The following is a 24,051-nucleotide window of genomic DNA, read 5'->3' on the forward strand; positions in this document are numbered from 1 at the left end:
GTCCATCGTTCCACACGGGGTATGCCGTGGGGCCGGGTGATCTGGCGGGCGCCGCTCCTCCCCTCCCCCGGTCTCGCATCCCGGTGACGCGCAGCCCTGTCAGGAGGAGGTGCGTGGGAGGGTCTCAGGCGTGCTGCAGGGCCCAGTGGTACATCACGATCGCGGCGGCCGCACCGGCGTTGAGGGAGCGGGTCGAGCCGTGCTGGGTGATCTCCAGGAGCACGTCGCACCCGGAGACCGCCTCGGCGCTCAGCCCCGAGCCCTCCTGGCCGAACAGCAGGACGCACTGCTCGGGCAGCGCATAGCCCTCCAGCGGCACGGCCCCGGGCAGGTTGTCCAGCCCGATCACCGGGATGCCCGCACCGTCGTCCTGGGCTCCCGCCCACTCGAGCAGGTGCTGGATGTCGGGGTGGTGCTGCTCGTGCTGGTAGCGGTCGGTCACCATGGCCCCGCGCCGGTTCCAGCGCCGCCTGCCGACGATGTGGAACGCGGCAGCGTTGAAGGCGTTCGCGGTGCGGATCACCGAGCCGATGTTGAAGTCGTGCCCCCAGTTCTCCACCGCCACGTGGAACCCGTGCCGCCGGGTGTCGAGGTCGGCCACGATCGCCTCGTGCCGCCAGTAGCGGTAGCCGTCCACCACGTTGCGCCGATCACCCTCACGCAGCAGGTCGGGGTCGAGGTGGCGGGGCAGCTCGCCGTCCGGCCCACCGGGCCACGGGCCGACCCAGGGGCCGACGCCGACCGGACTGTCGGCATACGGGCGGTCCTTCGGCTCGTCGGTCACTGTCGGGTCAGACACCCGACTCCTTCCGGGCCCGGTGCTCCTCGCGCACCCGGTGGATCACCCACCAGCAGACCGCGACCACCACGACGACGATCACGACCTTCTGGAAACCGTCGGCGTAGGGCTCCACCCGGTGCCAGTTCTCACCGAGGATGTAACCGGCCATCACGAAGATCGTGTTCCAGACCAGGCTGCCGATCAGGGTGAGCCCGCCGAAGACGAGCACGGGCATCCGCTCGATCCCGGCCGGGATCGAGATGAGGCTGCGGAAGATCGGGATGAACCTGCCGAACAGGACCGTCTTGCGGCCGTGCCGCTCGAACCACGCCTCCGTCTTGTCCAGGTCGCTCATCCGCACCAGGGGCAGGCGCGCCCAGATCGCCCGCAACCGGTCGCGACCCAGCAGCGCACCGACGAGGTAGAGCGCGAACGCCCCCACGACCGAGCCCGCGGTGGTCCAGAAGATCGCCTCGGCCAGGGTGAACGACCCGCGGCTGGCGGTGAACCCGGCGAGCGGGAGGATCACCTCGCTCGGGATCGGCGGGAACAGGTTCTCCGCGGCGATCGCCAGACCGGCACCGGGCCCCCCGAGGGTCTCCATCAGGTCGACCGCCCAGCCGGCCACGCCGGTGAGCTCCTGCTCGCTCATCGTTCTCCTCACCCGAGGTCGCCCCCGTCGTCATGTCGACCGCCATTGTCGCAGTCGGGGCGCCCGGGACCGCCCGCCCGGCCCGACGCGCAGGCGATCGCGTGGAGACCTTCCGGCATTCGCACTACGGTGAGGCACAGGGGAACAGCGGCGCAGGCCGCCTCCCCCGGCCACAGCGACGGCACCCGCCGCCGCAGGTCTCGACTGACGAGGACGGTGTGACCATGGACTGGAAATGGGTCTGGCTGATACTCCTGCTGCTGGTGATCGCCGCAGCGGTCTGGCTGCTGCTACGTCGCCCGGGGGGTGCGGACGAGGTCTCGCGGTCGAGCGACCCGGCTCTGCGTCCGGACACCGACGCCGACGCCGTCCCGCCGTCCCAGGCCGGTGGAGGGTATGCCGCGGGGTCGGCCGGGGCGGCCACGGCACCGCAGGTGGGTGACCAGTCCGGCGCCCAGCCCGGTGCGGCACCGTACGACCAGGCCGCCGAGATGCCGGGCCAGTCCGGCTACGCGACCGGGGCCGAGCCCCAGCAGGCGGCCTACCAGGACAACACGGCCTACGCCGAGGAGTCGGGCGCCCAGGACACGACGGCCTACCCGCAGGACACCGGCTCCCAGCAGGAGGCCGGCTACCCGCAGGAGGCGGCCACCCAGGACGCCGGCTACCCGCAGGAGGCGGCCACCCAGGACGCCGGCTACCCGCAGGAGGCGACCACCCAGGACGCCGGCTACGCGGAGGACACCGGGTTCCAGGAGGCGACCTACCAGGACACGGCCACGGGTGACACCGCGACCACCGAGGCCGCCTACGGTGAGCCGTCCGACCAGCCCTACGGTGACACCGCGCAGGCGGACTCGGGCTACGGCCAGGCTGCTCCCGTCGAGACGGGCAGCACCTACGAGGACACCACGTACACCGACGCTTCCTCGGACACCACCTACGACAGCTCCCAGACGGCCGAGACCCCTGCGGCGGACTACGCGCAGGACGCGACCTACACGGACACCGCCACGGGCGAGACCACCCCGGCCGACACCACCTACGACGACGGCTCGGGAGTCGCCGGCGGGGCAGTCGCCGCCGGCGCCGGCGCCGCCGCCGCGACGGGTGGCGCAGCAGCATGGGCGGCGCAGGACGAGGAGCCGGCCCCGACCGAGGGCACCCAGGACACCACCTGGGACCAGGGTGAGCCGGTGCAGAGGGCCGCCGACTTCGGCACCGACGAGACCGGGACCCCGACCGAGGCGGGTTACGCCGAGCCCACGACGCAGCCCGACTACGCAGAGACCACGGACACCGGCTACACCGAGCCCGCCACCCAGGCGGAGTACGCCGAGACGACGGACACCGGCTACACCGAGCCCGCCACACAGCCGGAGTACGCCGAGACGACGGACACCGGCTACACCGAGCCCGCCGCACCGACGGACGCCGGCGACTACGGCTACGACGAGGCGCAGGCCGGTGCGGCTGCCGGCAACTACGCCCAGGGACCGTTCGGGCCCGGGTCGGCCGAGCCCGCCGAGGACGGCTCGGGACCGGTCGGGTGGTCCATCAAGGGCAACGCCGGGTCGATGCTCTTCCACACCCCTGAGTCACCCTCCTACGAGGCGGCGCGGGCCGAGGTCTGGTTCGAGACCGAGGAGGCCGCCCGGGCCGCCGGGTTCGCCCACTGGGACCGCAAGCGGCGCTGACCGCGCACGGTGCCGGCGCCCCGTCCCCACCCGGGGGCGGGGCGCTCTGCGTGGCGCGTCAGGCGAGACCGAGGTCGGTCATCGAGTACGCCGCGCGGTAGTCCAGGCCCTGCTCGCGCACCTTCTCCTCGGCACCGCTGGCGCGGTCGGCGATGACGGCCACGGCCACGACCTCGGCGCCGGCCTCCCGGCAGGCCTCCACCGCGGCCAGCGGCGAACCACCGGTCGTCGAGGTATCCTCCACGACGAGGACCCGTCGGCCGACGATCGAGGGACCCTCGACCCGCTGCTGTAGGCCGTGCGCCTTCTCGGCCTTGCGCACCACGAAGGCGTCCAGCCGACCGCCGGAGGCCGCCCGGGCGTGCAGCATCGCCGTCGCCACCGGGTCGGCGCCCATCGTCAGCCCGCCCACCGCATCGAAGTCCAGGTCGGCGACCAGGTCGTTCATCACCTGACCGACCAGCGGGGCCGCCTCGCCGTCCAGGGTGATCCTGCGCAGGTCCACGTAGTAGTCCGCCTCCTTGCCCGAGCTCAGCGTCACCCTGCCGTGGACGACGGCACGGGTGCGGATCAGGTCGAGGAGTCTGGCGCGCGTATCGGTCACGAGATCGCACCCTACTGCGCACGGCTGTCACCTACTGTTGCGGACATGGGAACCGCACTCGTCACCGGCGCCTCCGCGGGCCTGGGCCGCGCCTTCGCCGTCGAGCTGGCCAGCCGCGGCCACGACCTGGTCCTGGTGGCCCGCGACCGGGCGCGGCTCGAGGAGCTGGGCCAGGAGCTGCGCAGCCGGTATGCCGTGGCGACCGAGATCCTGCCGGCCGACCTTGCCGACCGGGCCCAGACCGAGCGGGTCGCCGAGCGGTTGCGTGAGGCGGCCCGGCCGGTGGACCTGCTCGTCAACAACGCCGGGTTCGGCCTGCGGCGCAGCTTCTCCAGCGGTGACCTGGCCGAGGAGGAGCAGGCCCTGGACGTCATGGTGCGGGCCGTGATGGTCCTCAGCCACGCCGCCGCCGGTGCGATGCGCACCCGCGGGAGCGGCGGCATACTCAACGTCTCGTCGGTGGCCGGGTTCGCGGTCATGGGCAGCTACTCGGCGATCAAGTCGTGGGTCACGGTGTTTACCGAGGCCCTGGCCGTCGAGCTGACCGGGACGGGCGTGACCGCGACCGTGGTCTGCCCGGGGTTCGTGCACACCGAGTTCCACGAGCGGGCGCGGATGAACATGTCCCGGCTGCCCGAGCTGCTGTGGCTGGAGGCCGACCAGGTCGTCACGGCCGCGCTGCGGGACCTGGCCGCCGGTCGCACCGTGTCCGTGCCCTCGGCCACCTACAAGGCGGTCACCGCCGGGGCCCGGTTGCTCCCCCGGTCCGCCGTGCGCCGCGTCTCGGGCATCCTCGCGCAGCGCCGGCGCACTGCCCGGTCCGCTGTCTCGACGGACCCTCCCGCCTCACCGGCCGGCTGAGACCTCCAGCTCGACCTCGTGGTCACCCTCGTAGGTGAACCGGATCGTCCGGTAGCCGAGCGTGAGCGTCTCCTCCAGCCGACCGTCCTCGGTGGTGTCCAGGTCATAGCTGACCAGCGAGGCGTCGGTCAGCACCACGACGAGATAGTCCCGGGTGTCACCCTCGACGGTCCGGCGCAGGGCGATCGTGGCCTCGCTCGCGCGCCGGGACTCCACGAGCATCTGCTTCAGGTAGGGCGAGGCCCGGTCATAGCGCTTGAGCAGCGTCACCGGGTCGAAGCCGACCCGGCCGCGACGGGAGACAGCGGTCCGCTCCGGGTCGGCGGCGGCGATCCCGAAGCGCAGGCTGTGGATCTCGATCTCGTCCTCGTGCCCGTCCCGCTGGCTCTCGCCGACGATGTCGGGGAGCTTGAGGAACCCGTCAACGGCCATCCTGGCCTCCTTGGTCGGCGGGCGACGCCCGCATCCCACCAACGGTAGGGCCGGGCGGACCGGCCGACAAGGGGCTCCTAGGCTGGGACGGTGCGCCTCGCCACCTGGAACGTCAACAGCATCCGCGCCCGTGTCGACCGGGTGACCGCCTTCCTCGACCGGCACGACGTGGACGTCCTGGCCATCCAGGAGACCAAGTGCCGGGACGACCAGTTCCCGCACCTGCTGTTCGAGGCGGCGGGCTACCAGGTCGCGCACGTCGGCCTGAACCAGTGGAACGGCGTCGCGATCGCCTCCCGGGTCGGCCTGGAGGACGTGCAGGTCGGCTTCGACGGGATGCCGGCGTGGGGTGACCCCGCCGGGGCGGAGGCCCGCGCCATCTCGGCGGTGTGCGGTGGCGTCCGGGTCGTCTCCCTCTATGTGCCCAACGGCCGGTCCCTGGACGATCCCCACATGGCCTACAAGCTCGACTGGCTGGGCCGGTTGAGGACGTATGCCGCGGCGCGGCTCGTCGCGGCCCCGGACGAGCCGGCCGTGCTGATGGGTGACTGGAATATCGCGCCGGAGGACGAGGATGTCTGGTCGATGGCGTTCTACGAGAACAAGACCCACGTCTCGGCACCGGAGCGGGCGGCGTTCCGGGCGGTCCTGGAGGCGGGCTTCACCGACGTCGTGCGGCCGTTCACCCCCGGGCCCGGCGTCTACACCTACTGGGACTACACCCAGCTGCGCTTTCCCAAGCGGCAGGGCATGCGGATCGACTTCGCGCTGGGGTCCCCGGCGTTCGCAGCCCGGGTCAGCGGCGCGTTCATCGACCGCGAGGAGCGCAAGGGCAAGGGCGCGTCCGACCACGCGCCCGTCGTGGTCGACGTCACGGACTGACCACGGTCCCACCTGGCCACCCACCCGCCGGATCGCCTGGGGGACAGGGCTGTTAGGGTGGAGGTTGCCGCTGGCACTGGGGAGGGAGCGACCAGGGGCGTCGCTCACCCACACCGCCCGCGAGGGAGACGTTCCGGGCCGCGACAGGGGTCGCACACGGGGTCAGGCCTCCGCCAGCCCGCGGCTGTCCGTGACGACCACCGTTGGGAGCCAATCATGCATGTCCGTAGTACCTACCGTCTTGCCGCCCTGGGGCTGGCCTCCGCACTCCTGCTGGCCGGTTGCGGCTCCTCGGACGACGAGGCGGTGATCGAGGACGCGGCAGCGCAGGTCGAGGAGCAGCCGGAGGGCGAGGACGACGCTTCCGAGGCAGCCGACGAGGTCGCCGAGGAGACCGGTCCGCACCAGCTCAACAGCGGATGGGTGGCCCAGCTCAGCACGGTGCCCGACGTGGCCTGGACCGACGTCGAGCAGTCGCCGGCCCACCTCGTGCTGGCGCCCGGCGTGAGCCTGCGCGTCACCCAGACCGCCCAGCTCGACGAGCTGGACCCCGAGCTGTCCAGCGAGGTCGACCCGGCCGCCCCGGACGGGCCGACGTTCCCCGCCGACGGTGAGACCTTCCTGCTGGCCACCATCGTCTCCGAGGACCCTCGGTGGGAGACCGGCGACAGCCGCCCGGCCGAGAGCGAGGCCCAGCTGCGGCTCGCCGGGAGCCCCGCCGCGGGCGAGGCACCCCTGCGCCTGGGGTCCGGTGAGCGGCTGCAGAAGACCTACCTGCTCTCCGTGCCCGCTGACGCGGCGCCGGAGGACGCCGTCATGGAAGTGGTCACCGGTGACGCGACCCAGGCCCTCAGCCTGCTGGACGGCACGCGCGTGAGCTCGGACGTGGAGGCGATCTACCAGGCAGGCACACAGGTGACGGTCGAGGGTGAGGGCTGGAGCCACGTGTTCGACGGCTGGGGCTCCGGCACCCACGAGGTCAACGGTCAGGTCACCGGCGCGGTCATCACCCCCTACGTCAAGGGCTGGGCCCGCCCCGGCCAGGTCTTCCTCGGGGTGGACATCGACGCGCGCGACGACACCGGGGTGAACGAGGACATCACCACGATCCAGCTGGAGCTGGCCGACGGCGGCACGGTCACGCCGGAGAACGACGCCTCGAGCCTGGTGAACCGGTTCGACGAGCGGACCTGGTTCCAGGTCCCCGCCGACTCCGAGCAGATCACCCTGCACGTCCACCCGAAGGGCAAGGCGGGCACCAAGGAGATCGACTTCGAGTCCCCGGTCGAGGTCACCCTCACCATCGAGTGACGCCGGTCCGGGGCCCTGGCCGTCTCAGTCCAGCGCCAGGGCCAACCGCGCCAGCAGGGTGTCGGCCCGGTCCGCATACTCCGGGCCGGCCCCCCGCTCGGCCTGTCGGCGGAAGTGCAGGGCGACGAAGAACACCTCGTTGACCAGCCAGCACCGGCCGCGCGCGGCGAGTGCCGCCGGCTCGCTGGTCGGCGCGGCCGCCGGTCCGGCCGCGGCGCAGTAGGCCTCGAGGTACCGCCCGACCCGCTCGGGTGTGAGCCGGAGGTACCACGGGTCGAGCCACACCGCACCGCCGATGAAGGCGAGGTCGCGGGCCGGGTCGCCGATGCCCGCCCACTCCCAGTCGACATAGCGCGGGACCCCTCCGGAGACCAGGATGTTCGGCACCGCCGCGTCGCCGTGCGTGAGGCAGAACTGCTCGAGGCGCTCGAACTCCGGCTCGGTCGCGGCGAACAGGGCCCGCACCCTGGGCCACAGCGCGGCGACGTCCGGCGCCGCGACGAGCCGGGGGTGGTGGTCCGACCACCACTGCAGGCCGGCCTCGCCGGCGCGCACCATGCTCAGACCGTGCCGGAGGCGGTCGGTCGCCGTGACATCGCCGTAGCCGTCGAAGGTCAGCTCGTGCAGGCGCGCCAGCTGGCCGGCGTGGGCGGCCAGGAGGTCGTCGGTCCAGGCGGCCGGCGGGCGCACCTGGCCCGGGACGTGCTCCACCACCATGTATGCCGTTCCGCCGGTGGTGCTGCCCAGCTCGGCACCGACCGGGTCACCCGCCGTGGCCAGGTGGATGGGGCGGGGGCCGACCCCCTCCGGTGCGGCCACCAGCGCAGCGAACTCCTCCGACATCGGTCGGGGCAGCTCGTCGGGCCGGTGCGGGACCCGGACCACGACCCGGCGCGGACCGCGCGGGTCACGCAGGTCGGTGAGCTCGCGGGACACGACCAGCCACGCGGCATACGACTCGCCCGAGCCGATCAGGGTGGCGTCGGGGGACGGCTCCGCGGGCACCCCGCGACCGTCGTCGAGCCACTCCGGGTGGTGCGCGACCAGGCTCGCGACGGACTCCGCCGTGGTCAGCTCACGGGGTGCCGTCACGTCGCGGCGGCCTTGGCTGCCGCCTTCTTCTCCTTCTTGTAGGTGCGGACCTGCAACAGGCTCTCGCCGTCGACCACGTCCGCGATCGACATGCGGGCCTCCGGGTGCCCGTAGTCACCGGCCGCCTCCCGCCAGCCCTCGGCCGACAGGCCGAACTGCTTGCCGAGCAGGGCCAGGAAGATGCGGGCCTTCTGGTCGCCGAAGCCCGGCAGGGCCTTGAGGCGCTTGAGGATGGTCCGGCCGTCCGGCGCGTCACGGGTCCAGATCGCGGCGGTGTCACCGTCATAGTCGGCCACCACCGCGGAGGCCAGGTCGTGCACCCGCTGGCCCATCGACTTCGGGAAGCGGTGGACCGACGGTGGGGTGGCGCACACCGCGATGAACTCGTCGGGGTCCATCGCGGCGATCTGCCCCGGGTCGCACGCGCCGAGGCGCTCCTCGAGCTTGCGCGGCCCGGAGAAGGCCACCTCCATCGGGATCTGCTGGTCCAGGAGCATGCCGACCAGGAGGGCGAACGGGTTCTCGGCGAGCAGGCGGTCCGCGTCGGGGTCACCGGCCAGGTGCAGTTCACGGCTCATGGGTTCGATCCTGCCATCCCCTCCCCCGCAAGAGATAGTGGTGGCGCACGTGGCGCCAGCCCAGCAGCACCGAGATGACCGCGGCAGCCAGCGAGGCCAGGGCCGCCCCGGCGAAGACGGTCTGGACCTGGACGACCGCCGCGTCCAGCATGGCCACCGAGTCGGTCGGGTCGGGCAGGGCGTTGACCTCCTGCTGGAACCGGCGGAGGCCGACCGCGGTGAGCAGGGCCAGGCCGACGACCATGCCGACCATGCGAGCCACCACGACCAGGGAGCTGACCGTGCCGTGGGTGCGGTGGGTGGAGTCGGCGAGGGCGGCGTCGTTGACGGGGGCGATGGCCAGGCCGATGCCGAAACCGGCCAGCACCAGCAGCACCGTGCTGGTCCCGGGCTCGTCGAGGGACCCGCGCGTCCATCCGGACATCCCCCACAGCGCTGCCGCGGTGACGGCCAGGCCGGGCGCGGCGACCAGGCCGGGCCCGAACCGCTTGAGCAGCAGTCCGCCGAGGACCGCACCGACGGGCACGGCGACCAGGAACTGCACGAGGACGAAGGCCGCCTCGGTCTCGGTGGTGCCCTCGGTGAGTCGCGCGAGCAGGGGCACGTCGACCACGATGGCCACGATCGCGGTGCCCACCAGCAGGCTCACGACCAGCGCCGGGACGACCCTGCCGTGCACCACCCCGCGGGCGATGAGCGGGGCCGCGGCCGTGCGCTGCCGGATCGTGAAGGCCACGACCGCCAGGCCCCCGAGGGGCAGCAGCCCCAGCCCCCAGGGTCCCAGCACCTCCACGGCCGGGTCGGCGGAGGAGAAGGTGAGCACCAGGCTGCCGAGGGCGACCGCGATGAGGAGGGCGCCGAGCACGTCGGCCTCCAGCAGCGTCGGCAGCCACCGGGGAGCGGTCAGCACCACGACCAGCAGGAGCGACACCGCGGCCACCAACCCGACCGGCGTCCACACCCGTGAGTCCGACTCGCCGAACGGGATGAACGGCTCGCCGTAGGCCACGGAGGTGACCAGCGCCTCCGGCGCGAGCAGAGCCAGCGCGGCCGCGACCACCCCGACAAGGCCGGCGAGCCAGGCCAGGGAGGTGACCAGCCGGTGGCGGGGCCGCGCCCGGTCCCCGCCGGGGGCCACGGCGGGGTCGTCCGCCTGCTCCAGCCCCTCGGGGCGGATCAGCCAGACGCCGAGGAGGAAGGCGACCCCCAGGGCGGCGTTCACCCAGAAGATGCCGCGCCAGTCGCTGACCAGCAGGATCGCGGCGCCGAGCAGCGGCCCGAGGACGGAGCCGAGCTCCTGGACCGCGCCCACGATGCCGAGCGGTGTGCCCCGGCGGCCCGGCGGCCACAGGTCGGCCACGATCGCCAGGGTCGCGGGCACCAGGCCCCCGCCGCCGAGCCCCTGCAGGAAGCGGCCCCCGATCATCACCGGCAGCTCGACAGCGACGCCGGTGACGAGGGAGCCGACGACGAAGACCGCCAGGCAGGCGAGCAGGATCCTGCGGCGCGACACCAGGTCAGCGAGGCGCCCGATGAGGGGCAGCACCGCGATGTAGCCCAGGAGGAACCCCGAGATGATCGGGGTGCCCTTCTGCAGGGACTCGATGCCCAGCCCCGCCCCGGCCATCATGTCCGTCAGAGCCAGCACCACGACATACGTGTCGGCCGCCGCGAGCGCGACGGCGACCGAGGCGACCGTCAGGAGGGACCGCGCGCCCCGGGGCTGGGCCGTCCCCACAGAGGTGGGTGGCGCGGTGGACTGTTCCGGCACGTCAGGGGGCGGTGACGGTGACCGGCTCGCCGTACTGGTCGAGGGTCACCGTGTAGGTCGCGTCGTCCGGTGGGTAGAACGGCCCGGTGATCTGCACCGTCCGGACCTCCCAGCTCTCCTCGACCAACCCGTAGTCGACGGTGAAGTCCTGCTCGGCGTCACCGACGTGGAGCAGGTCCACGACGGCCTGCCCGGGGACCGTGCCGGTCACCTGCTGGGTGACCTCGGCGCCGACCCTGGCCTGCTCACCGAACGCAGCCCCCTCGGTCATCGTGAGCAGGCCTGCCAGCCCGGTGTCCACGTCGAAGAGCCGCGCCGGGTCCGGGACGTTGAGCTCCTCCGGGGTGGTGGAGATGTAGTCGGGGGCGAAGGGCAGCTTGACGTAGAGCGTGTCATCGACCGCGATCGTGGGCACGTCCGCCTGGATACCGGAGACCTTCGCCGTGATCGAGCCGTCGAAGGCCGGCGGGTCCATCGTCCCGGACCCCTCCGCCTTGAGGACGATGGCGCTCTCCGGCAGGTCGACCCCCTCGAGCACCAGGTGCACGCTGCCTGCCTCGGCGAGGATGGCGTGGGCCTGCGCCAGCCGGTCGGCCGCCGTGATCTCCGTGGTGGTGGCGGAGTCCGTGTCGGGCTCGTCGTCACCGCTGCAGGCGGCCAGGCCCACGGCGGTGACGACGGCGAGCGCGAGCGGCAGGGTGGTCCGCCTCGTGTGCCGGTCGATCCTCATCGTTCCCCTCCCGTGCTGACGCGCGAACACCTACCGGCTCCAGTATGCCGTCACTCACCTCCGCCGAGAGCGATCGCGTCGTCGACCACGTCGACGGTGACGACCTCGCCGTCGGCGATCTCGCCGGCGAGCAGGGCGCGGGCGAGCCGGTCACCGATCTCGGTCTGCACGAGGCGGCGCAGGGGCCGCGCGCCGTAGGCCGGGTCGTAGCCGCGCTCGGCCAGCCAGGCACTGGCCGCCTCGGTCACCTGCAGGGTGATCCTGCGGTCGGCCAGACGCCGGGCCAGGTGCTCGACCTGCAGGCCGACGATCGTGGCCAGCTGGTCTCGGCTGAGCGGGTCGAAGATGACGACCTCGTCCAACCGGTTGAGGAACTCCGGCTTGAAGGCCGTGCGCACGGTGGCCATCACCTGCTCGCGCTTGGTCTCCTGGTCCGTGAGCGGGTCGACCAGGAACTGGCTGCCCAGGTTGGAGGTCATCACCAGGAGCACGTTGCGGAAGTCGACCGTGCGTCCCTGACCGTCGGTGAGTCGGCCGTCGTCGAGCACCTGCAGCAGGATGTCGAAGGTCTCTGGGTGTGCCTTCTCCACCTCGTCGAGCAGGACGACCGAGTAGGGCCGGCGGCGGACCGCCTCGGTCAGCTGACCGCCCTCCTCGTAGCCGATGTACCCGGGGGGCGCCCCGACCAGTCGGGCCACGGAGTGTCGCTCGGAGTACTCGCTCATGTCGATGCGCACCATCGCGCGCTCGTCGTCGAACAGGAAGTCCGCCAGCGCCTTGGCCAGCTCGGTCTTGCCGACGCCGGTGGGACCGAGGAACAGGAAGGACCCGGTCGGCCGGTCGGGGTCGGCGATGCCGGCCCGCGAGCGGCGCACCGCGTCGGACACGGCACGCACGGCGGTGTGCTGACCGATCAGCCGCTGGCCGAGCACGTCCTCCATGCGCAGGAGCTTCTCGGTCTCGCCCTCCAGGAGCCGTCCGGCGGGGATGCCGGTCCACATCGAGATGACGTCGGCGACGTCGTCCGCGCCCACCTCGTCCTTGACCATCGGGCTCTCCCCGGTGGCGCCCGCCGTGGACCCGGAGGCCTCGGCCTCCTGGGCGTCGGTGAGCTCCTGCTCCGCCGCCGGGATCTCGCCGTAGAGCAGGCGGGAGGCGGCCTCGTAGTCCCCCTCGCGCTGCAGCCGGTCTGCCTGGGTGCGCAGGTCGTCGAGGCGGGCCTTGAGCTCACCGACCCGGTTCAGGCCGGACTTCTCCGACTCCCACCGGGCCGTGAGGGCGGCGAGCTCCTCCCGCTTGTCGGCCAGGTCGGCCCGCAACCGCTCCAGCCGCTCGGCCGCACCCTCGTCGGACTCGGCGGCCCGGTCCAGGTGCAGCTCCTCCATGGTCAGCCGGTCGACCGCGCGCTGCAGCTCGTCGATCTCCACGGGGCTGGAGTCGATCTCCATGCGCAGCCGGCTGGCGGCCTCGTCGACCAGGTCGATGGCCTTGTCGGGGAGCTTGCGGCCGGTGATGTAACGGTCCGAGAGGGTGGCCGCGGCCACCAGGGCGGAGTCGGCGATGGCGACCTTGTGGTGCGCCTCGTAGCGCTCCTTGAGGCCACGCAGGATGGCGATGGTGTCCTCGACGCTGGGCTCACCGACATACACCTGCTGGAAGCGGCGCTCGAGCGCCGGGTCCTTCTCGATGTGCTCGCGGTACTCGTCCAGCGTGGTGGCGCCGACCAGGCGCAGCGCGCCCCGGGCGAGCAGCGGCTTGAGCATGTTGCCGGCATCCATCGAGCCCTCGGCGGCTCCGGCACCGACCACCGTGTGCAGCTCGTCGATGAAGGTGACGATCCTGCCGTCGCTCGAGGTGATCTCGCTGAGCACGGCCTTGAGCCGCTCCTCGAACTCCCCGCGGTACTTCGCCCCGGCCACCATCGCGCCGAGGTCCAGGGAGATGAGGCGCTTGTCGCGCAGCGACTCCGGCACGTCGCCGGCCACGATGCGCTGGGCCAGGCCCTCGACGACCGCGGTCTTGCCGACGCCCGGGTCACCGATGAGCACCGGGTTGTTCTTGGTCCGCCGGGAGAGTACCTGCACGACGCGGCGGATCTCGCTGTCCCGGCCGATGACCGGGTCGAGGCGTCCCTCACGGGCCAGTGCCGTCAGGTCGGTGCCGTACTTCTCCAGCGCGTCGTAGGTCGCCTCCGGGTCCTGACTGTCGACCTTCGCGCCACCGCGCAGGGCGGGGATCCGCTGCCGGAGGGCGTCGGCGTCGACCCCGAAGCGCGGGTCCGCGGCGATGCCGACCAGCAGGTGGTCGGTGGAGACGTAGCTGTCCCCCATCGTCTGCATCTCCTGCTGAGCCGTGGCCAGCACGGTCTGCAGCTGCCGGGAGGGCGAGGGGTTGCCGACGGCCGACCCACTGACGCTCGGCAGCCCCGCGAGCACGGTCTCGGCCGCCTGCACCGCGCTGGCGGCGGAGGACCCGACGGCGTCCAGGAGGGGGCCGGTCGTGGTCTCCCGCTGTTGCGCCAGGGCGCGCAGCAGGTGGGCGGGCTCCACCTGCGGGTGGCCCGAGGCGGCCGCGTCACGCACGGCGGTCGAGATGGCCTCCTGGGCCTTGGTGGTCAGTTGCAGGTCCATGTGGTGCGGTCCCCTTCTCTTGATCCCGGAGTCTGATTCCCTGACCTGGACAACCGCCGCAGAGTTGAGCCTATTCCGCTCAACCCTGTGCGTCCCAGTCGTCGTGCGTTCCGTCAGGCCAGCGGGAGGTCCTCGGTCGCGCGGGCCACCCGGTCGTGCCAGGCGATCACCTGGGCCTCCTCGTCCGTGGGCGGCGGGCCGGCCACCGACAGCCGGCGCACCGTGGCGAACTGCGCCGACCGCTCCTCGTAGCGTGCCTGCCACTGCGCCGCCTCGCCACTCCGCTCCTCGTACGGCCACGACACGCTCAGCGCCCGGTGCCCGCACCGCCAGGGCTTCGGTGTGAGCCGCGCCCGGTAGGTCTGGTGCGTCGCACACAGCAGCTGGTACACCGGATCGGACTGCAGCTGCCCCAGGACGCCCTCGGAGGCGGGGGTCCCGGGCGGAAGATCTCCACCGGTCACCAGCACCCGCAGACCTGCGGCCGTCCGGTACGTCTGCACCCCCAGGTCCGGACGCGCCGCCGCGAACCGGGCGACCCGCTCCAGGGCCTCCTGCTCGGGAGTGGGGACAGCAGCGGACGGCTCCTGGCGACGCCCGAACAGCCGGGAGAGGAGCCGCCCTCCGGCTCCGGGCGCGCGGGCCGGCTCCGGCAGATCGATGTCGGCGATGAGGAACAGGTCGGTGTTGAGCACCTCGGCGCCGTACCTGTTGCGGGTGACGACCGCCAGCAGCCTCCCGTCGGCGCCGGTGATCTCGGCGAGCGTCTCCTCGCGCAGGGGCATCCGCGGGTAGTACTTCCACGGCTGCAGCTCCGCGCCCGAGGCGAGCCTGGCGCGCACGTCCGTCAACCGTTGCGCCGCGACCTGGGCCGCATCGGCCGCGGAGGTGGTCGACCAGCCCCAGATCCGTAGCGCGAGCGCGCGTCCCCGGCTGTCGGACGCCTCCCCCTCAGCGGTCGCCCAGAACCTGGGTATCGGTCTCATGGCCGCCATGATGGCACGGTGCACGGGTGCGCGATCCGGCCACTCGGCATACCACAGGGAGAAACCGAAAGTGGCACGCCACTCCCATCTGTGACTAGTCTGTCCCCTTGTTGCGCGCTCGTTGCCCCTCAACGACGCTGCCGCGTCCGCGCGCACTGCCCCCGACCTCACCCCATGACGGGCGTGAGTGCCGGCCGGTCGTGGCCCTGCGCCTGCGGCTGCCGGCGTCAAGGAGATTGCGATGAACCACCCCCGTCACACCCGTGCGCGCGCCCAGGTCCCGGGCCGCCTCACGGCCCGCCTCGCCGGCGCCACGACCCTTGCCGTCGTCGCCGCGGGCCTGGCGACCAGCAGCGCCCAGGCGTCCTACACCCCCGAGGTGTGGGACCGGGTCGCGCAGTGCGAGGCCAGTGGCAACTGGCACATCAACACCGGCAACGGCTACTACGGCGGCCTGCAGTTCTACCACCCCACCTGGAAGGCCTACGGCGGCCAGGCGTACGCCGGCTACGCCCACCAGGCCAGCAAGGCGGAGCAGATCGCCATCGGGCGCCGCGTGCTCCACGCCCAGGGCCCGGGTGCCTGGCCGATCTGCTCGGTCAAGGCCGGCCTCACCCGCTCCAACGGCGGCGCCGACCCCAACGCCAAGCCCGGTGACGGCGCAGAGGAGCCGGCTCCCGGCCCCGTCACCCGCTACGTCAGCGCCAGCAACGCCGCCAACGTCCGTTCCGGGCCCGGCCTGAGCCACTCCGTCGTCGGTGTGCGGCAGCGCGGCGCCGAGGTCTCCGGCACCATGACGGACAACGGCTGGCTCGAGATCGGCGACGGCCAGTTCATCAGCTCGGCCGTGCTGTCCAAGGAGCCGGTCTCCGGTGGCGGCGAGGACCCGGCCCCCGGCCCCGTCACCCGCTACGTCAGCGCCAGCAACGCGGCCAACGTCCGTTCCGGGCCCGGCCTGAACTACTCCGCCGTGGACGCCAAGCAGCGCGGCGCCGAGGTCTCCGGCACCATGACGGACAACGGCTGGCTCAAGATCGGGGCCGAGCGCTTCATCAGCTCCGCCGTCCTGTCCAGCTCGCCCGTCGACGGCGCGACGTCACCCGGAGAGGTCACCCGTTACGTGAGCGCGAACACCGCCGCGCGCGTCCGCTCCGGCCCCGGCAACGGCTACGGCGTGGTCGACACGATCTCGCGTGGCACCAAGCTCACCGGCACGCTGACCTCCAACGGCTGGCTCAAGATCGGCAGCACCCGCTACATCGGCCCGACCGTGCTGTCCAGCAACCCGGTCTGAGCCGACACCACGGTGGAGCGCGTCTGAGACGGGCTCCCGTTGCGTTGCCTGAGGCGGTCCCGGCTACTCCAGCCGGGACCGCGCCAGGCGCACGACCTCGACCAGCTCGGTCGATCCCCCCGGCGGGCCGCTCGGCGTCCCCAGCGACCGCACCGGCCACCAGCGCACGTCGAGCGACTCCGCGCTGACCGCGGGCACCGCACCCGCGGGCGCCACCGCCACGAACCGGACATCCAGGTGGTGCACGCCGCCACGGTCGCCGCAGAACGGCACCTCGTGCTCGTCGAGGTGGACCGGCACCGGGTCGATCTGCAGTCCGGCGATGCCTGACTCCTCCGTCGCCTCCCGCAGGGCCGCGTCCACGAGGCGCGCGTCGCCGGGCTCGCAGTGGCCGCCGAACTGGAACCACCTCCCCGCCCTGGCGTGCAGCGTCAGCAGCACGCGGTCGCGGTCCGGCGACAGCACGACCGTGCTCGCCGTCAGGTGATCGGGATAGCAGGAGCGGTCCAGCCCGTCGGGGAAGTCATACAGGTGGCCGCCGAACCGGTCCCGCAGCGCGGCTTGGTCGGCCGTCGGCGGGACCCATGCGGTGAGGGTCCTGAGGGCATCGCGGTGCAACGTCACCCTCCCATTGTCAGGCGTGCCCACCCGGCCCCCCGCCCTGTCCGTGGTGCAGGGGCACCGCGGTGGTCGTGACCGGGCGTCGGGCACACCCTCACCAGGGGAGCGGCACCGAACCGGCCAGGGCCAGGCTCACCCAGACGACGACGGCGCCGGCAGCCAGCCCGCCCAGCGACTGCGCGCGGTGGGTCTGGTAGCGCCGCGCGGCCGGGATCAGCTCGCGCAGGCTCAGGGCGATCATCATGCCGGCGACCAGCGCGAGCGTGAGGACCAGCAGGTGTGCGGGCAGGAGCGCCCGCAGTACGAAGTAGCCCACCAGGGCGCCCAGCGGCTCGGCGACGCCCGCCACCGCCGTCCACACGATGGCCGGTCTGCGGCGCCCCGTGGCGGCAAAGATCGGCGCGGCGACGGCGATGCCCTCGGGGACGTTGTGGATCGCGATGGCCAGCGCGAGTCCGGCACCGAGCTCGGGAGACTCCAGCATCGTCAGGAAGGTCATCAGACCCTCCGGGGCGTTGTGCGCACCGATCACGAGGGCGACGAGCAACCCGCTGCGCAGCAGCCGGTTGCTGCCCACCAGGTCGGAGGCTGCCGGCCCCAGCGCCGGGCCCCCGGGCCCACCGTCGCCGCGCGCCCGCGGAACCCGCTCCGGCAGCACTGCGTCGATGAGCAGCACCAGGCCGCAGCCCACCGCGAACGCGCCCGCGGTCCACCATCCGGGCCGGGCCACTCCGGAGTCCCGCAGCGTGCTCAGGCTCAGCGGCAGGATCTCCACGACGGACAGCACGATCATCAGGCCCGCGGCGAAGGCGAGACCGACGGCCAGCGGCCCACGCTTCCGCATGCCCGGGTGGAGCGCCAGGAATCCCCCGACCAGGGTCGCCGAGCCGGCCAGGGCCGTGGCGGCCACCGCCCAGATCACTCCTGTGTCCAGCCGACCATCAGCTGCCCGACCTGTCCTTCTCGCTCACACTGTGCGGCGCCGCGCTCTGCGCGACAACGGGCGGGCGCGGGTCGCCCGGTTCGTCGTACCACCCCTCGTGCGCGGTGGCCAGACCGGCGAACCGGTCCCGGAGCGCCTCGTAGGCACCCCCGCCCTCGGCCTCCGGCAGCCGCCGGTCGACGATATGGACGGCCCACTCGTGCGCCTCGTCGTCATCCTCGGTGCGGAGCGTCTCACGGATCACGGAGACCCGGTCGAAGCCCTCCTCCGCCAGCTGGTCCGCGACGGACTCTGCCGTCTCCCGCTCCGGGAAGATCAGCAGGTGCTCAGCACCCGCTCGGGCCTCCGCCCCGGGGGTCCCGGGCTGCCTGGGGCTCTCCATGCGCTCACTATCTCACCCGGCCGGTCCCCACGGGGCCACGAACGGCGTGGCTTCAGTCGCCCTGCGGGCCGTCGGCTGGGACCATAGGCGACATGACCGAGACCCTGCCCGTCGACTGCTGGCTGACCGACATGGACGGTGTGCTCGTCCATGAGGAGCGTGCGCTCCCCGGCGCGGCCGAGTTCATCAGCGAGCTGCAGGACACCGGCACGCGGTTCCAGCTGCTCACCAACAACTCGATCTTCACTCCGCGCGACCTGCGCGCCCGCCTCGCCGTCGGTGGGATCGAGGTGCCCGAGGAGGCCATCTGGACCTCGGCACTGGCCACCGCACAGTTCCTCGCCGACCAGCGGGACGGCGGGTCGGCCTATGTCATCGGTGAGGCGGGCCTGACCAACGCGCTGCACGACGTCGGCTACGTGATGACCGACCGCGACCCGGACTATGTGGTGCTCGGCGAGACCCGCACCTACTCCTTCGAGGCCATCACGCGCGCCATCCGGCTGATCGAGGACGGCGCCCGGTTCATCGCGACCAACCCGGACCCGACGGGGCCGTCGGCGCACGGACCGCTGCCGGCGACCGGCTCGGTGGCGGCGCTCATCACCAGGGCCACCGGGGTGGAGCCCTACTTCGTGGGCAAACCCAACCCGCTCATGATGCGCAGCGCCCTGAACCGGATCGACGCCCACTCCGAGCACACGGTCATGATCGGCGACCGGATGGACACCGACATCGTCAGTGGCATCGAGGCCGGGCTGCGCACCGTGCTCGTGCTCACCGGGTCCACGACCGCCGACCGGGTCGAGCGTTTCCCGTTCCGGCCGACGCGGGTGTGTGACTCCATCGCGGACGTCGTGCCTCTTGTCCGGGAGTTTGCCCGCAGTTGAACATCGGGTGCAGGACGTCGTGACCTGCACACGTATGTCCACGCTTGAGGTTGACGGATGGGGCCTTTGGTGCCTAGGTTGATCCGGGGGCGCCCGTGGGGGGTGCCCTGGATCAATGCAAGGGGTAATAGTGACTCATCGAGCACCAGCGGGGCTGCCAAAGCGCACCCTCGCCGTTGTGGCGGGTCTGGGGATGGTGGGCAGCATGCTCACCGCCGCGACCGCCACAGCCACGCCGCTCCCGGCTGATAACGCTGGGACGTCCGTCAGCGCAGCTGACTTCAACGAGGAGCCGACCAGCTACATCGTGCTCCTGAACGACGCACCGCTGGCCAGCTACTCCGGCACGGCTCCGGCCGCCGGCGAGAAGCTGGACGTCACCACGAGTGCCGCCACCTCTTACGCCGCGCAGCTGGCTGAGGCCCAGGACTCCGTCCTGGCGAGCGTCGACGTCAAGCCGACCTACCGCTACGACACCGTCCTGAACGGTTTCGCCGCGACGCTGACCGCCGAGCAGGCCGCCGAGGTGGCCAACAACCCGGCCGTGAAGTCGGTGTCCGAGGCACAGTGGCAGGAGCTGCACTCGACCGACCCGGACGTCACCGGCTCGGCGACCCCGCTGACCGACGAGAGCCCCGACTTCCTCGGGGTTCGTGGTGCGGGCGGCCTGTGGGAGCAGCTGGGTGGCGCGGCCACCGCTGGCGAGGGCCTGGTCGTCGGTGTCCTGGACACCGGCCTGGCCTACGACAACGAGTCCTTCACCGAGGGCACCGTGGGTGCTCCCCCGGCTGACTGGGCGGGCGACTGCGACACCGGCGAGGACGGCTCCTGGCCGGCCGACGCGTGCTCCAACAAGGTCATCGGTGCCAACTACTTCGTCGAGGGCCTGCGCGCCGCCGGCGGCGAGCCGGCACCGCACGAGGATGTCAGCCCCTCCGACGTCAACGGTCACGGCAGCCACACCGCGGGCACCGCGGCGGGCTTCCCGCTGGCCCTGAGCGACGGCACCAACGACATCGAGATCTCCGGTATGGCCCCGGCCGCCCACATCTCGGTCTACAAGGTCTGCTGGGACTTCGTGGCGGGTGACCAGGAGGGTGGCACCTGCATGGACACCGACTCCGCCGCCGCCATCGAGAAGGCGGTCGAGGACGGCGTCGACGTCCTCAACTACTCCATCGGTAGCCCGACGGACAACGAGTACAACAACGGCGCGGTCGCCGAGGCGTTCCGCAACGCTGCCGCCGCCGGTGTCTACAGCGCCGTCTCCGCCGGTAACTCCGGCCCGGAGGGCAACCCGCCGAACATGTACGTCTCCAACAACGCGCCGTGGGTGACGACCGTCGCCGCCGCGACGCACCGTGACGAGAACTCCCCGGTCGTCGCCGGCTTCTCCTCGCGCGGCCCGGTCCAGCGCCCGGCTGCCGAGCAGAACCTGCTCAAGCCGGACCTGGGCGCCCCGGGTGTCGACGTCCTCGCCGCCGTTCCCGGTGGCTGGGCCTACATGAGCGGCACCTCCATGGCCTCCCCGCACATCGCGGGTCTGGCGCTGCTGATGAAGCAGGGTCACCCGGACTGGTCGCCGATGGCGGTCAAGTCGGCCATGCAGACCACGACGCGCAACTACACGGACGCCATGAGCAACGACCCGTTCAACGGCGGCGTCGGCTTCGTGGCTCCCAAGGTGTTCCTGAACCCGGGCCTGGTCTTCGACTCCGGTCCGGCCGACTGGGAGGCCTTCGAGGCCGACTACACCACCGGTTACAACTTCAACACCGCGTCGCTGCAGATCGGCGCCCTGGGCGCCGACGGCCCGACCGAGGTCACCCGCACCGTCACCAACGTGACCGACGCGGAGGTCTCCTACACCGCGGCCTTCGAGGGCCCGGCTGGCCTCGAGGTCAAGGTCACCCCCGAGACGGTCACCATCCCGGCCGGCGGGTCCGCTGACGTCACCATTGCGGTGCGCAACGTGGACGCTGCCGCCGACGTGTGGCAGAAGGGCACCCTGTCCTGGACCGGTGAGGGTCAGCCGACCGTCACGTTCCCGGTCATCGCCCGTGGCGAGCAGGCTCCCCCCGGTGAGGAGCCCCCGCCGCCGCCGGCCCCGGAGGTCGAGCGCGTCTTCGGTGCGAACCGCTACGAGACGGCTGACGCCGTGTCGGACCTGTTCCCGGATGGTGTCGACACCGTCTACCTCGCCTCGGGCGAGAACTACCCCGACGCCATGACCGGTGCGCCGGCCGCGGCCCAGGGCAAGTTCCCCGAGTTCGCGGGCACGATGGAGACCCCTGACGGCAACGCAGCCCCCGTGCTGCTCGCCAAGGCGGACAAGCTCACCAAGCCGACCGAGGCTGCGCTCGAGGAGCTCGCTCCGAGCAACGTCGTGATCCTCGGTGGCACCGGCATCATCAACCAGGACGTCGAGGACGGCCTGGCGGAGAAGTACACGGTGAGCCGTGTCGACGGTGAGAACCGTTACGACACCGCGGCCAACCTGGCGAAGATGTACCCGTCGGGTCTGCCGGTGGTCTACGTGGCCTCTGGCGTCGACGACGCCTACCCGGACGCGCTCACCGGCTCGGCCCTGGCCGGCGCCAACGACGCCCCGGTGCTGCTCACCAAGACCGACGAGGTGCCGCAGGTGACCCTCGAGGCGCTCGAGGCCCTCAACCCGGGCAACATCGTCGTCATCGGTGGCGAGGGTGCGGTCAGCCAGGCCGCCTACGACCAGCTCGGTGCGTCCGAGCGGATCTCCGGCGCGAACCGCTGGGAGACCGCTGCTGAGGTGTCGGCGCAGAACTTCGGCACCGACGTCCCGGTGGTCTACATCGCCGACGGTCGGGACTTCCCCGACGCGCTGGCCGGCTCCGCGCTGGCTGGTTCGCAGGACGTCCCCGTCCTGATCTCCAAGACGGAGCAGGTCCCGCAGGCGATCTGGGCGGAGCTCGACCGGCTCTCGCCGGAGCGCGTGGTCATCGTCGGTGGCACCGCGGCGATCTCCCAGGAGGTCGAGGACGAGCTCAACAAGCGGTACCCGGGCTGGATCGGCTGACGCTGATCTGACCCGTTGAGCCCTCGGGCTCGACAGCACCACAGGCCGCCGGGCCGGAGCAGCTGCTCCGGCCCGGCGGTTCTTTCTGTGGCGTCCTCGAGCCGGGCACCCGAGCGCCAGCGCACACCCCCAGCGCTCTGCAGAAGTCACCTCATACGACACCTCTTGCAGAGCACTTACACGGCCCGCCAAGAGGTTCGGGCGTAGTGAGAGGCCGTGAGAGGCCGCCGGGTGCCGGCGCCCCACAGAAGGGCACGCGCGTCAGAAGGGCAGGGGGCGCCAGACGGCGACGGCAGTGCTCGGCGGCTCCTGGCGCGGGCGGGTGCCGGGACGCATCACGACGGCCTCGCCGCTCGTGCCGGCGGCGAAGACGCGGCTGCGGATCTCCAGGGTCTCCCGGAGGGCCCGGTTCTGCTCGAGCAGCTCCGCCGTGCGTTCGCGCAGCGCGCGGACCTGGTGCTCCAGCTCCATGATGCGCTGGATCCCGGCGAGGCTGACGCCCTCGTCCTGGGACAGTCTCTGCACCTCGCGCAGCCGCGACACGTCCCGCGCGGAGTAGCGTCGTCCGCCGCCCCGCGTGCGCTGGGGTGTGACCAGCCCGAGCCGGTCGTACTGCCGCAGCGTCTGGGCGTGCATGCCCGCGAGCTCGGCCGCGATGGAGATGACGTAGACCGGCGTGTCCTCATCGGGTGACTGCTTCCGTGCCATCGGTCCTCCTCCTTCGCAGTATGCCGCGGGGCGGGCTGGTTGTTGCTCGTGCCCCGCCGGGGTGGTTACTCGCGGGCGCGGCGGAGCAGCTCGGCGCGCGGGTCGGCACCGTCCTCCTCCGCGGCGAGGGCCTCGACGGCCTCACGCGCCCGGTCGGACAGCCGCTGGGGGACGACGACGCTGACCCTGGCCAGCAGGTCGCCGGTGCCGTTCTTGGTCTCGATGCCGCGCCCCTTGACGCGCAGGACGCGCCCCGAGGGGGTGCCCGGTGCGACCTTGACCCTGACCGTGCCCCCGTCGAGCGTGGGCACCTGCACGGTGGCGCCGAGGGCCGCCTCGGCGAAGGTCACCGGCAGGTCGACGGTCAGGTTGTTGCCGTCGCGGCCGAAGACCGGGTGCGGGCGGACCGACACGATCAGCATCAGGTCACCGTTGGGGGCTCCCGGGTCACCGGCCAGCCCCTTGCCGCGCAACCGGATCTTCTGGCCGTCCTTGACCCCCGCGGGGATCCGGGTGGTGATCCGTTCGCCCTCCGGCGTCTGCAGGGTGACCGTGTCACCGGTCGCTGCCTGCGTGAAGTCGATCGTCGTGCGGGCCTCGACGTCCCGGCCGGGACGGGGGCCGCGCGTCGACTGGAAGGGTGACCCACCGGCGTACTGTCCCCCGCCGGCAAACCCACCGAGCAGGTCCTCGAGGTTGATCCCCTGGGCACCGCCCCCCGTGGTGAAGCGGGTGCTCCGGCCCCCACCGCCCCCGCCGAACATCTGCGCGAAGACGTCCTCGAAGCCCGCACCGCCGGCACCGCCGGGACCGCCCGCGGTGAACCGGGCACCGCCGCGGGACATGGCCCGGACGGCGTCGTACTGCTTGCGCTGCTCGGGGTCGGAGAGGACGGCGTAGGCCTCGCCGATCTCCTTGAACTTCTTCTCTGCCGCGGTGTCACCGGGCTTGGAGTCGGGGTGCCACTCACGGGCGAGCTTGCGGTAGGTGCTCTTGATCTTCTTGTCGTCCGCGTCCGCGGGCACGCCGAGGATGGCGTAGAAGTCCTTCTCGAACCAGTCCTGGCTGGCCATGTCTCCTCACCTCCCGCATTTTCGTAGGGGTTTCGTCGGTCCCACCCGTATTCATAGCGGTTCCGTAGGTCCTACCCG

General features: G+C 72.3%; 22 protein-coding genes. 7 read left to right on the plus strand and 15 right to left on the minus strand.

Annotated elements, in window-relative coordinates; translation table 11 throughout:
- Positions 1-124: 124 nt before the first annotated feature.
- Positions 125-799, minus strand: coding sequence for a TrmH family RNA methyltransferase (locus DA085_RS00715; RefSeq protein ID WP_109471012.1), 675 nt, complete (start codon positions 797-799; stop codon positions 125-127).
- Positions 792-1,433, minus strand: coding sequence for a DedA family protein (locus DA085_RS00720; RefSeq protein ID WP_109471013.1), 642 nt, complete (start codon positions 1,431-1,433; stop codon positions 792-794). Before DA085_RS00720 ends, DA085_RS00715 begins: the two co-directional genes overlap by 8 nt.
- 224 nt (positions 1,434-1,657) lie before the next feature.
- On the opposite strand from DA085_RS00720, the gene DA085_RS00725 reads away from it, so the two are divergent.
- A complete protein-coding gene (locus DA085_RS00725; protein WP_154402051.1) occupies positions 1,658-3,130 on the plus strand; it encodes a sunset domain-containing protein in 1,473 nt (490 codons plus the stop codon).
- Positions 3,131-3,188: 58 nt separating this feature from the next.
- On the opposite strand, the gene pyrE is transcribed toward DA085_RS00725, so the two are convergent.
- On the minus strand, positions 3,189-3,734 hold the full coding sequence (gene pyrE, locus DA085_RS00730; protein ID WP_109471015.1) for an orotate phosphoribosyltransferase: 546 nt from the start codon (positions 3,732-3,734) through the stop codon (positions 3,189-3,191).
- A 45-nt stretch (positions 3,735-3,779) separates the two neighbouring features.
- Between pyrE and DA085_RS00735 the strand changes: the two genes are divergently transcribed.
- A complete protein-coding gene (locus DA085_RS00735) occupies positions 3,780-4,595 on the plus strand; it encodes an SDR family NAD(P)-dependent oxidoreductase (RefSeq protein WP_109471016.1) in 816 nt (271 codons plus the stop codon).
- Here DA085_RS00735 and DA085_RS00740 read toward each other — a convergent pair.
- Positions 4,581-5,027: an Hcp family type VI secretion system effector gene (locus tag DA085_RS00740; RefSeq protein WP_109471017.1), complete on the minus strand. Its 447-nt coding sequence runs from the start codon at positions 5,025-5,027 to the stop codon at positions 4,581-4,583. The two genes, DA085_RS00735 and DA085_RS00740, sit on opposite strands and share 15 nt — an antisense overlap.
- Before the next feature lie 90 nt (positions 5,028-5,117).
- Between DA085_RS00740 and DA085_RS00745 the strand changes: the two genes are divergently transcribed.
- Together DA085_RS00745 and DA085_RS00750 are read left to right on the plus strand one after the other, a co-directional pair.
- The gene (locus tag DA085_RS00745; protein WP_109471018.1) at positions 5,118-5,909 is read left to right on the plus strand and encodes an exodeoxyribonuclease III; all 792 of its coding nucleotides are present in this window, start codon (positions 5,118-5,120) and stop codon (positions 5,907-5,909) included.
- 216 nt (positions 5,910-6,125) lie between these two features.
- Complete coding sequence (locus tag DA085_RS00750; RefSeq protein ID WP_109471019.1) at positions 6,126-7,220, plus strand: hypothetical protein; 1,095 nt, start codon at positions 6,126-6,128, stop codon at positions 7,218-7,220.
- Between the two features lie 24 nt (positions 7,221-7,244).
- On the opposite strand, the gene DA085_RS00755 is transcribed toward DA085_RS00750, so the two are convergent.
- The 6 genes from DA085_RS00755 to DA085_RS00780 all read right to left on the minus strand — a co-directional run bounded on the left by DA085_RS00755 (position 7,245) and on the right by DA085_RS00780 (position 15,007).
- On the minus strand, positions 7,245-8,312 hold the full coding sequence (locus tag DA085_RS00755) for a phosphotransferase family protein (RefSeq protein WP_109471020.1): 1,068 nt from the start codon (positions 8,310-8,312) through the stop codon (positions 7,245-7,247).
- Positions 8,309-8,890 carry an HhH-GPD-type base excision DNA repair protein gene (locus DA085_RS00760; RefSeq protein WP_109471021.1) on the minus strand — a complete coding sequence of 194 codons (582 nt, stop codon included), beginning with the start codon at positions 8,888-8,890 and terminating at the stop codon, positions 8,309-8,311. Before DA085_RS00760 ends, DA085_RS00755 begins: the two co-directional genes overlap by 4 nt.
- A complete protein-coding gene (locus DA085_RS00765) occupies positions 8,880-10,661 on the minus strand; it encodes an MFS transporter (protein WP_237565233.1) in 1,782 nt (593 codons plus the stop codon). Before DA085_RS00765 ends, DA085_RS00760 begins: the two co-directional genes overlap by 11 nt.
- A 1-nt stretch (position 10,662) precedes the next feature.
- The gene (locus DA085_RS00770) at positions 10,663-11,391 is read right to left on the minus strand and encodes an LppX_LprAFG lipoprotein (protein WP_109471023.1); all 729 of its coding nucleotides are present in this window, start codon (positions 11,389-11,391) and stop codon (positions 10,663-10,665) included.
- A 50-nt stretch (positions 11,392-11,441) separates the two neighbouring features.
- The gene (gene clpB, locus DA085_RS00775; RefSeq protein WP_109471024.1) at positions 11,442-14,021 is read right to left on the minus strand and encodes an ATP-dependent chaperone ClpB; all 2,580 of its coding nucleotides are present in this window, start codon (positions 14,019-14,021) and stop codon (positions 11,442-11,444) included.
- Positions 14,022-14,134: 113 nt separating this feature from the next.
- Entirely contained in the window at positions 14,135-15,007 is an 873-nt protein-coding gene (locus DA085_RS00780; RefSeq protein WP_154402052.1) for a hypothetical protein, read from the minus strand.
- A 241-nt stretch (positions 15,008-15,248) separates the two neighbouring features.
- On the opposite strand from DA085_RS00780, the gene DA085_RS21780 reads away from it, so the two are divergent.
- Positions 15,249-16,301 (plus strand): transglycosylase family protein, encoded by a 1,053-nt coding sequence (locus tag DA085_RS21780; RefSeq protein WP_109471026.1) that lies wholly within the window; start codon positions 15,249-15,251, stop codon positions 16,299-16,301.
- 63 nt (positions 16,302-16,364) lie between these two features.
- Here the strand turns inward: DA085_RS21780 and DA085_RS00790 are convergent, their stop codons facing one another.
- From DA085_RS00790 to DA085_RS00800, 3 genes are all read right to left on the minus strand, one after another.
- Positions 16,365-16,925 carry an NUDIX hydrolase gene (locus tag DA085_RS00790; protein WP_109471027.1) on the minus strand — a complete coding sequence of 187 codons (561 nt, stop codon included), beginning with the start codon at positions 16,923-16,925 and terminating at the stop codon, positions 16,365-16,367.
- Positions 16,926-17,016: 91 nt separating this feature from the next.
- Positions 17,017-17,832, minus strand: a complete 816-nt coding sequence (locus tag DA085_RS00795; protein ID WP_154402053.1) for a ZIP family metal transporter — start codon at positions 17,830-17,832, stop codon at positions 17,017-17,019.
- Positions 17,833-17,863: 31 nt separating this feature from the next.
- Complete coding sequence (locus tag DA085_RS00800; RefSeq protein ID WP_109471029.1) at positions 17,864-18,247, minus strand: ribonuclease E inhibitor RraB; 384 nt, start codon at positions 18,245-18,247, stop codon at positions 17,864-17,866.
- 92 nt (positions 18,248-18,339) lie between these two features.
- Between DA085_RS00800 and DA085_RS00805 the strand changes: the two genes are divergently transcribed.
- The gene (locus tag DA085_RS00805) at positions 18,340-19,137 is read left to right on the plus strand and encodes an HAD-IIA family hydrolase (protein WP_109471030.1); all 798 of its coding nucleotides are present in this window, start codon (positions 18,340-18,342) and stop codon (positions 19,135-19,137) included.
- A gap of 205 nt (positions 19,138-19,342) precedes the next feature.
- Entirely contained in the window at positions 19,343-22,192 is a 2,850-nt protein-coding gene (locus tag DA085_RS00810) for a cell wall-binding repeat-containing protein (protein WP_161958366.1), read from the plus strand.
- Between the two features lie 261 nt (positions 22,193-22,453).
- Here DA085_RS00810 and DA085_RS00815 read toward each other — a convergent pair whose 3' ends face one another.
- Together DA085_RS00815 and DA085_RS00820 are read right to left on the minus strand one after the other, a co-directional pair.
- Entirely contained in the window at positions 22,454-22,900 is a 447-nt protein-coding gene (locus DA085_RS00815; protein WP_109471032.1) for a heat shock protein transcriptional repressor HspR, read from the minus strand.
- 65 nt (positions 22,901-22,965) lie between these two features.
- Positions 22,966-23,973, minus strand: a complete 1,008-nt coding sequence (locus DA085_RS00820) for a DnaJ C-terminal domain-containing protein (protein ID WP_109471033.1) — start codon at positions 23,971-23,973, stop codon at positions 22,966-22,968.
- Positions 23,974-24,051 lie beyond the last annotated feature (78 nt).

Source organism: Ornithinimicrobium cavernae (genome assembly GCF_003121625.1).
Lineage (GTDB): Bacteria > Actinomycetota > Actinomycetes > Actinomycetales > Dermatophilaceae > Ornithinicoccus > Ornithinicoccus cavernae.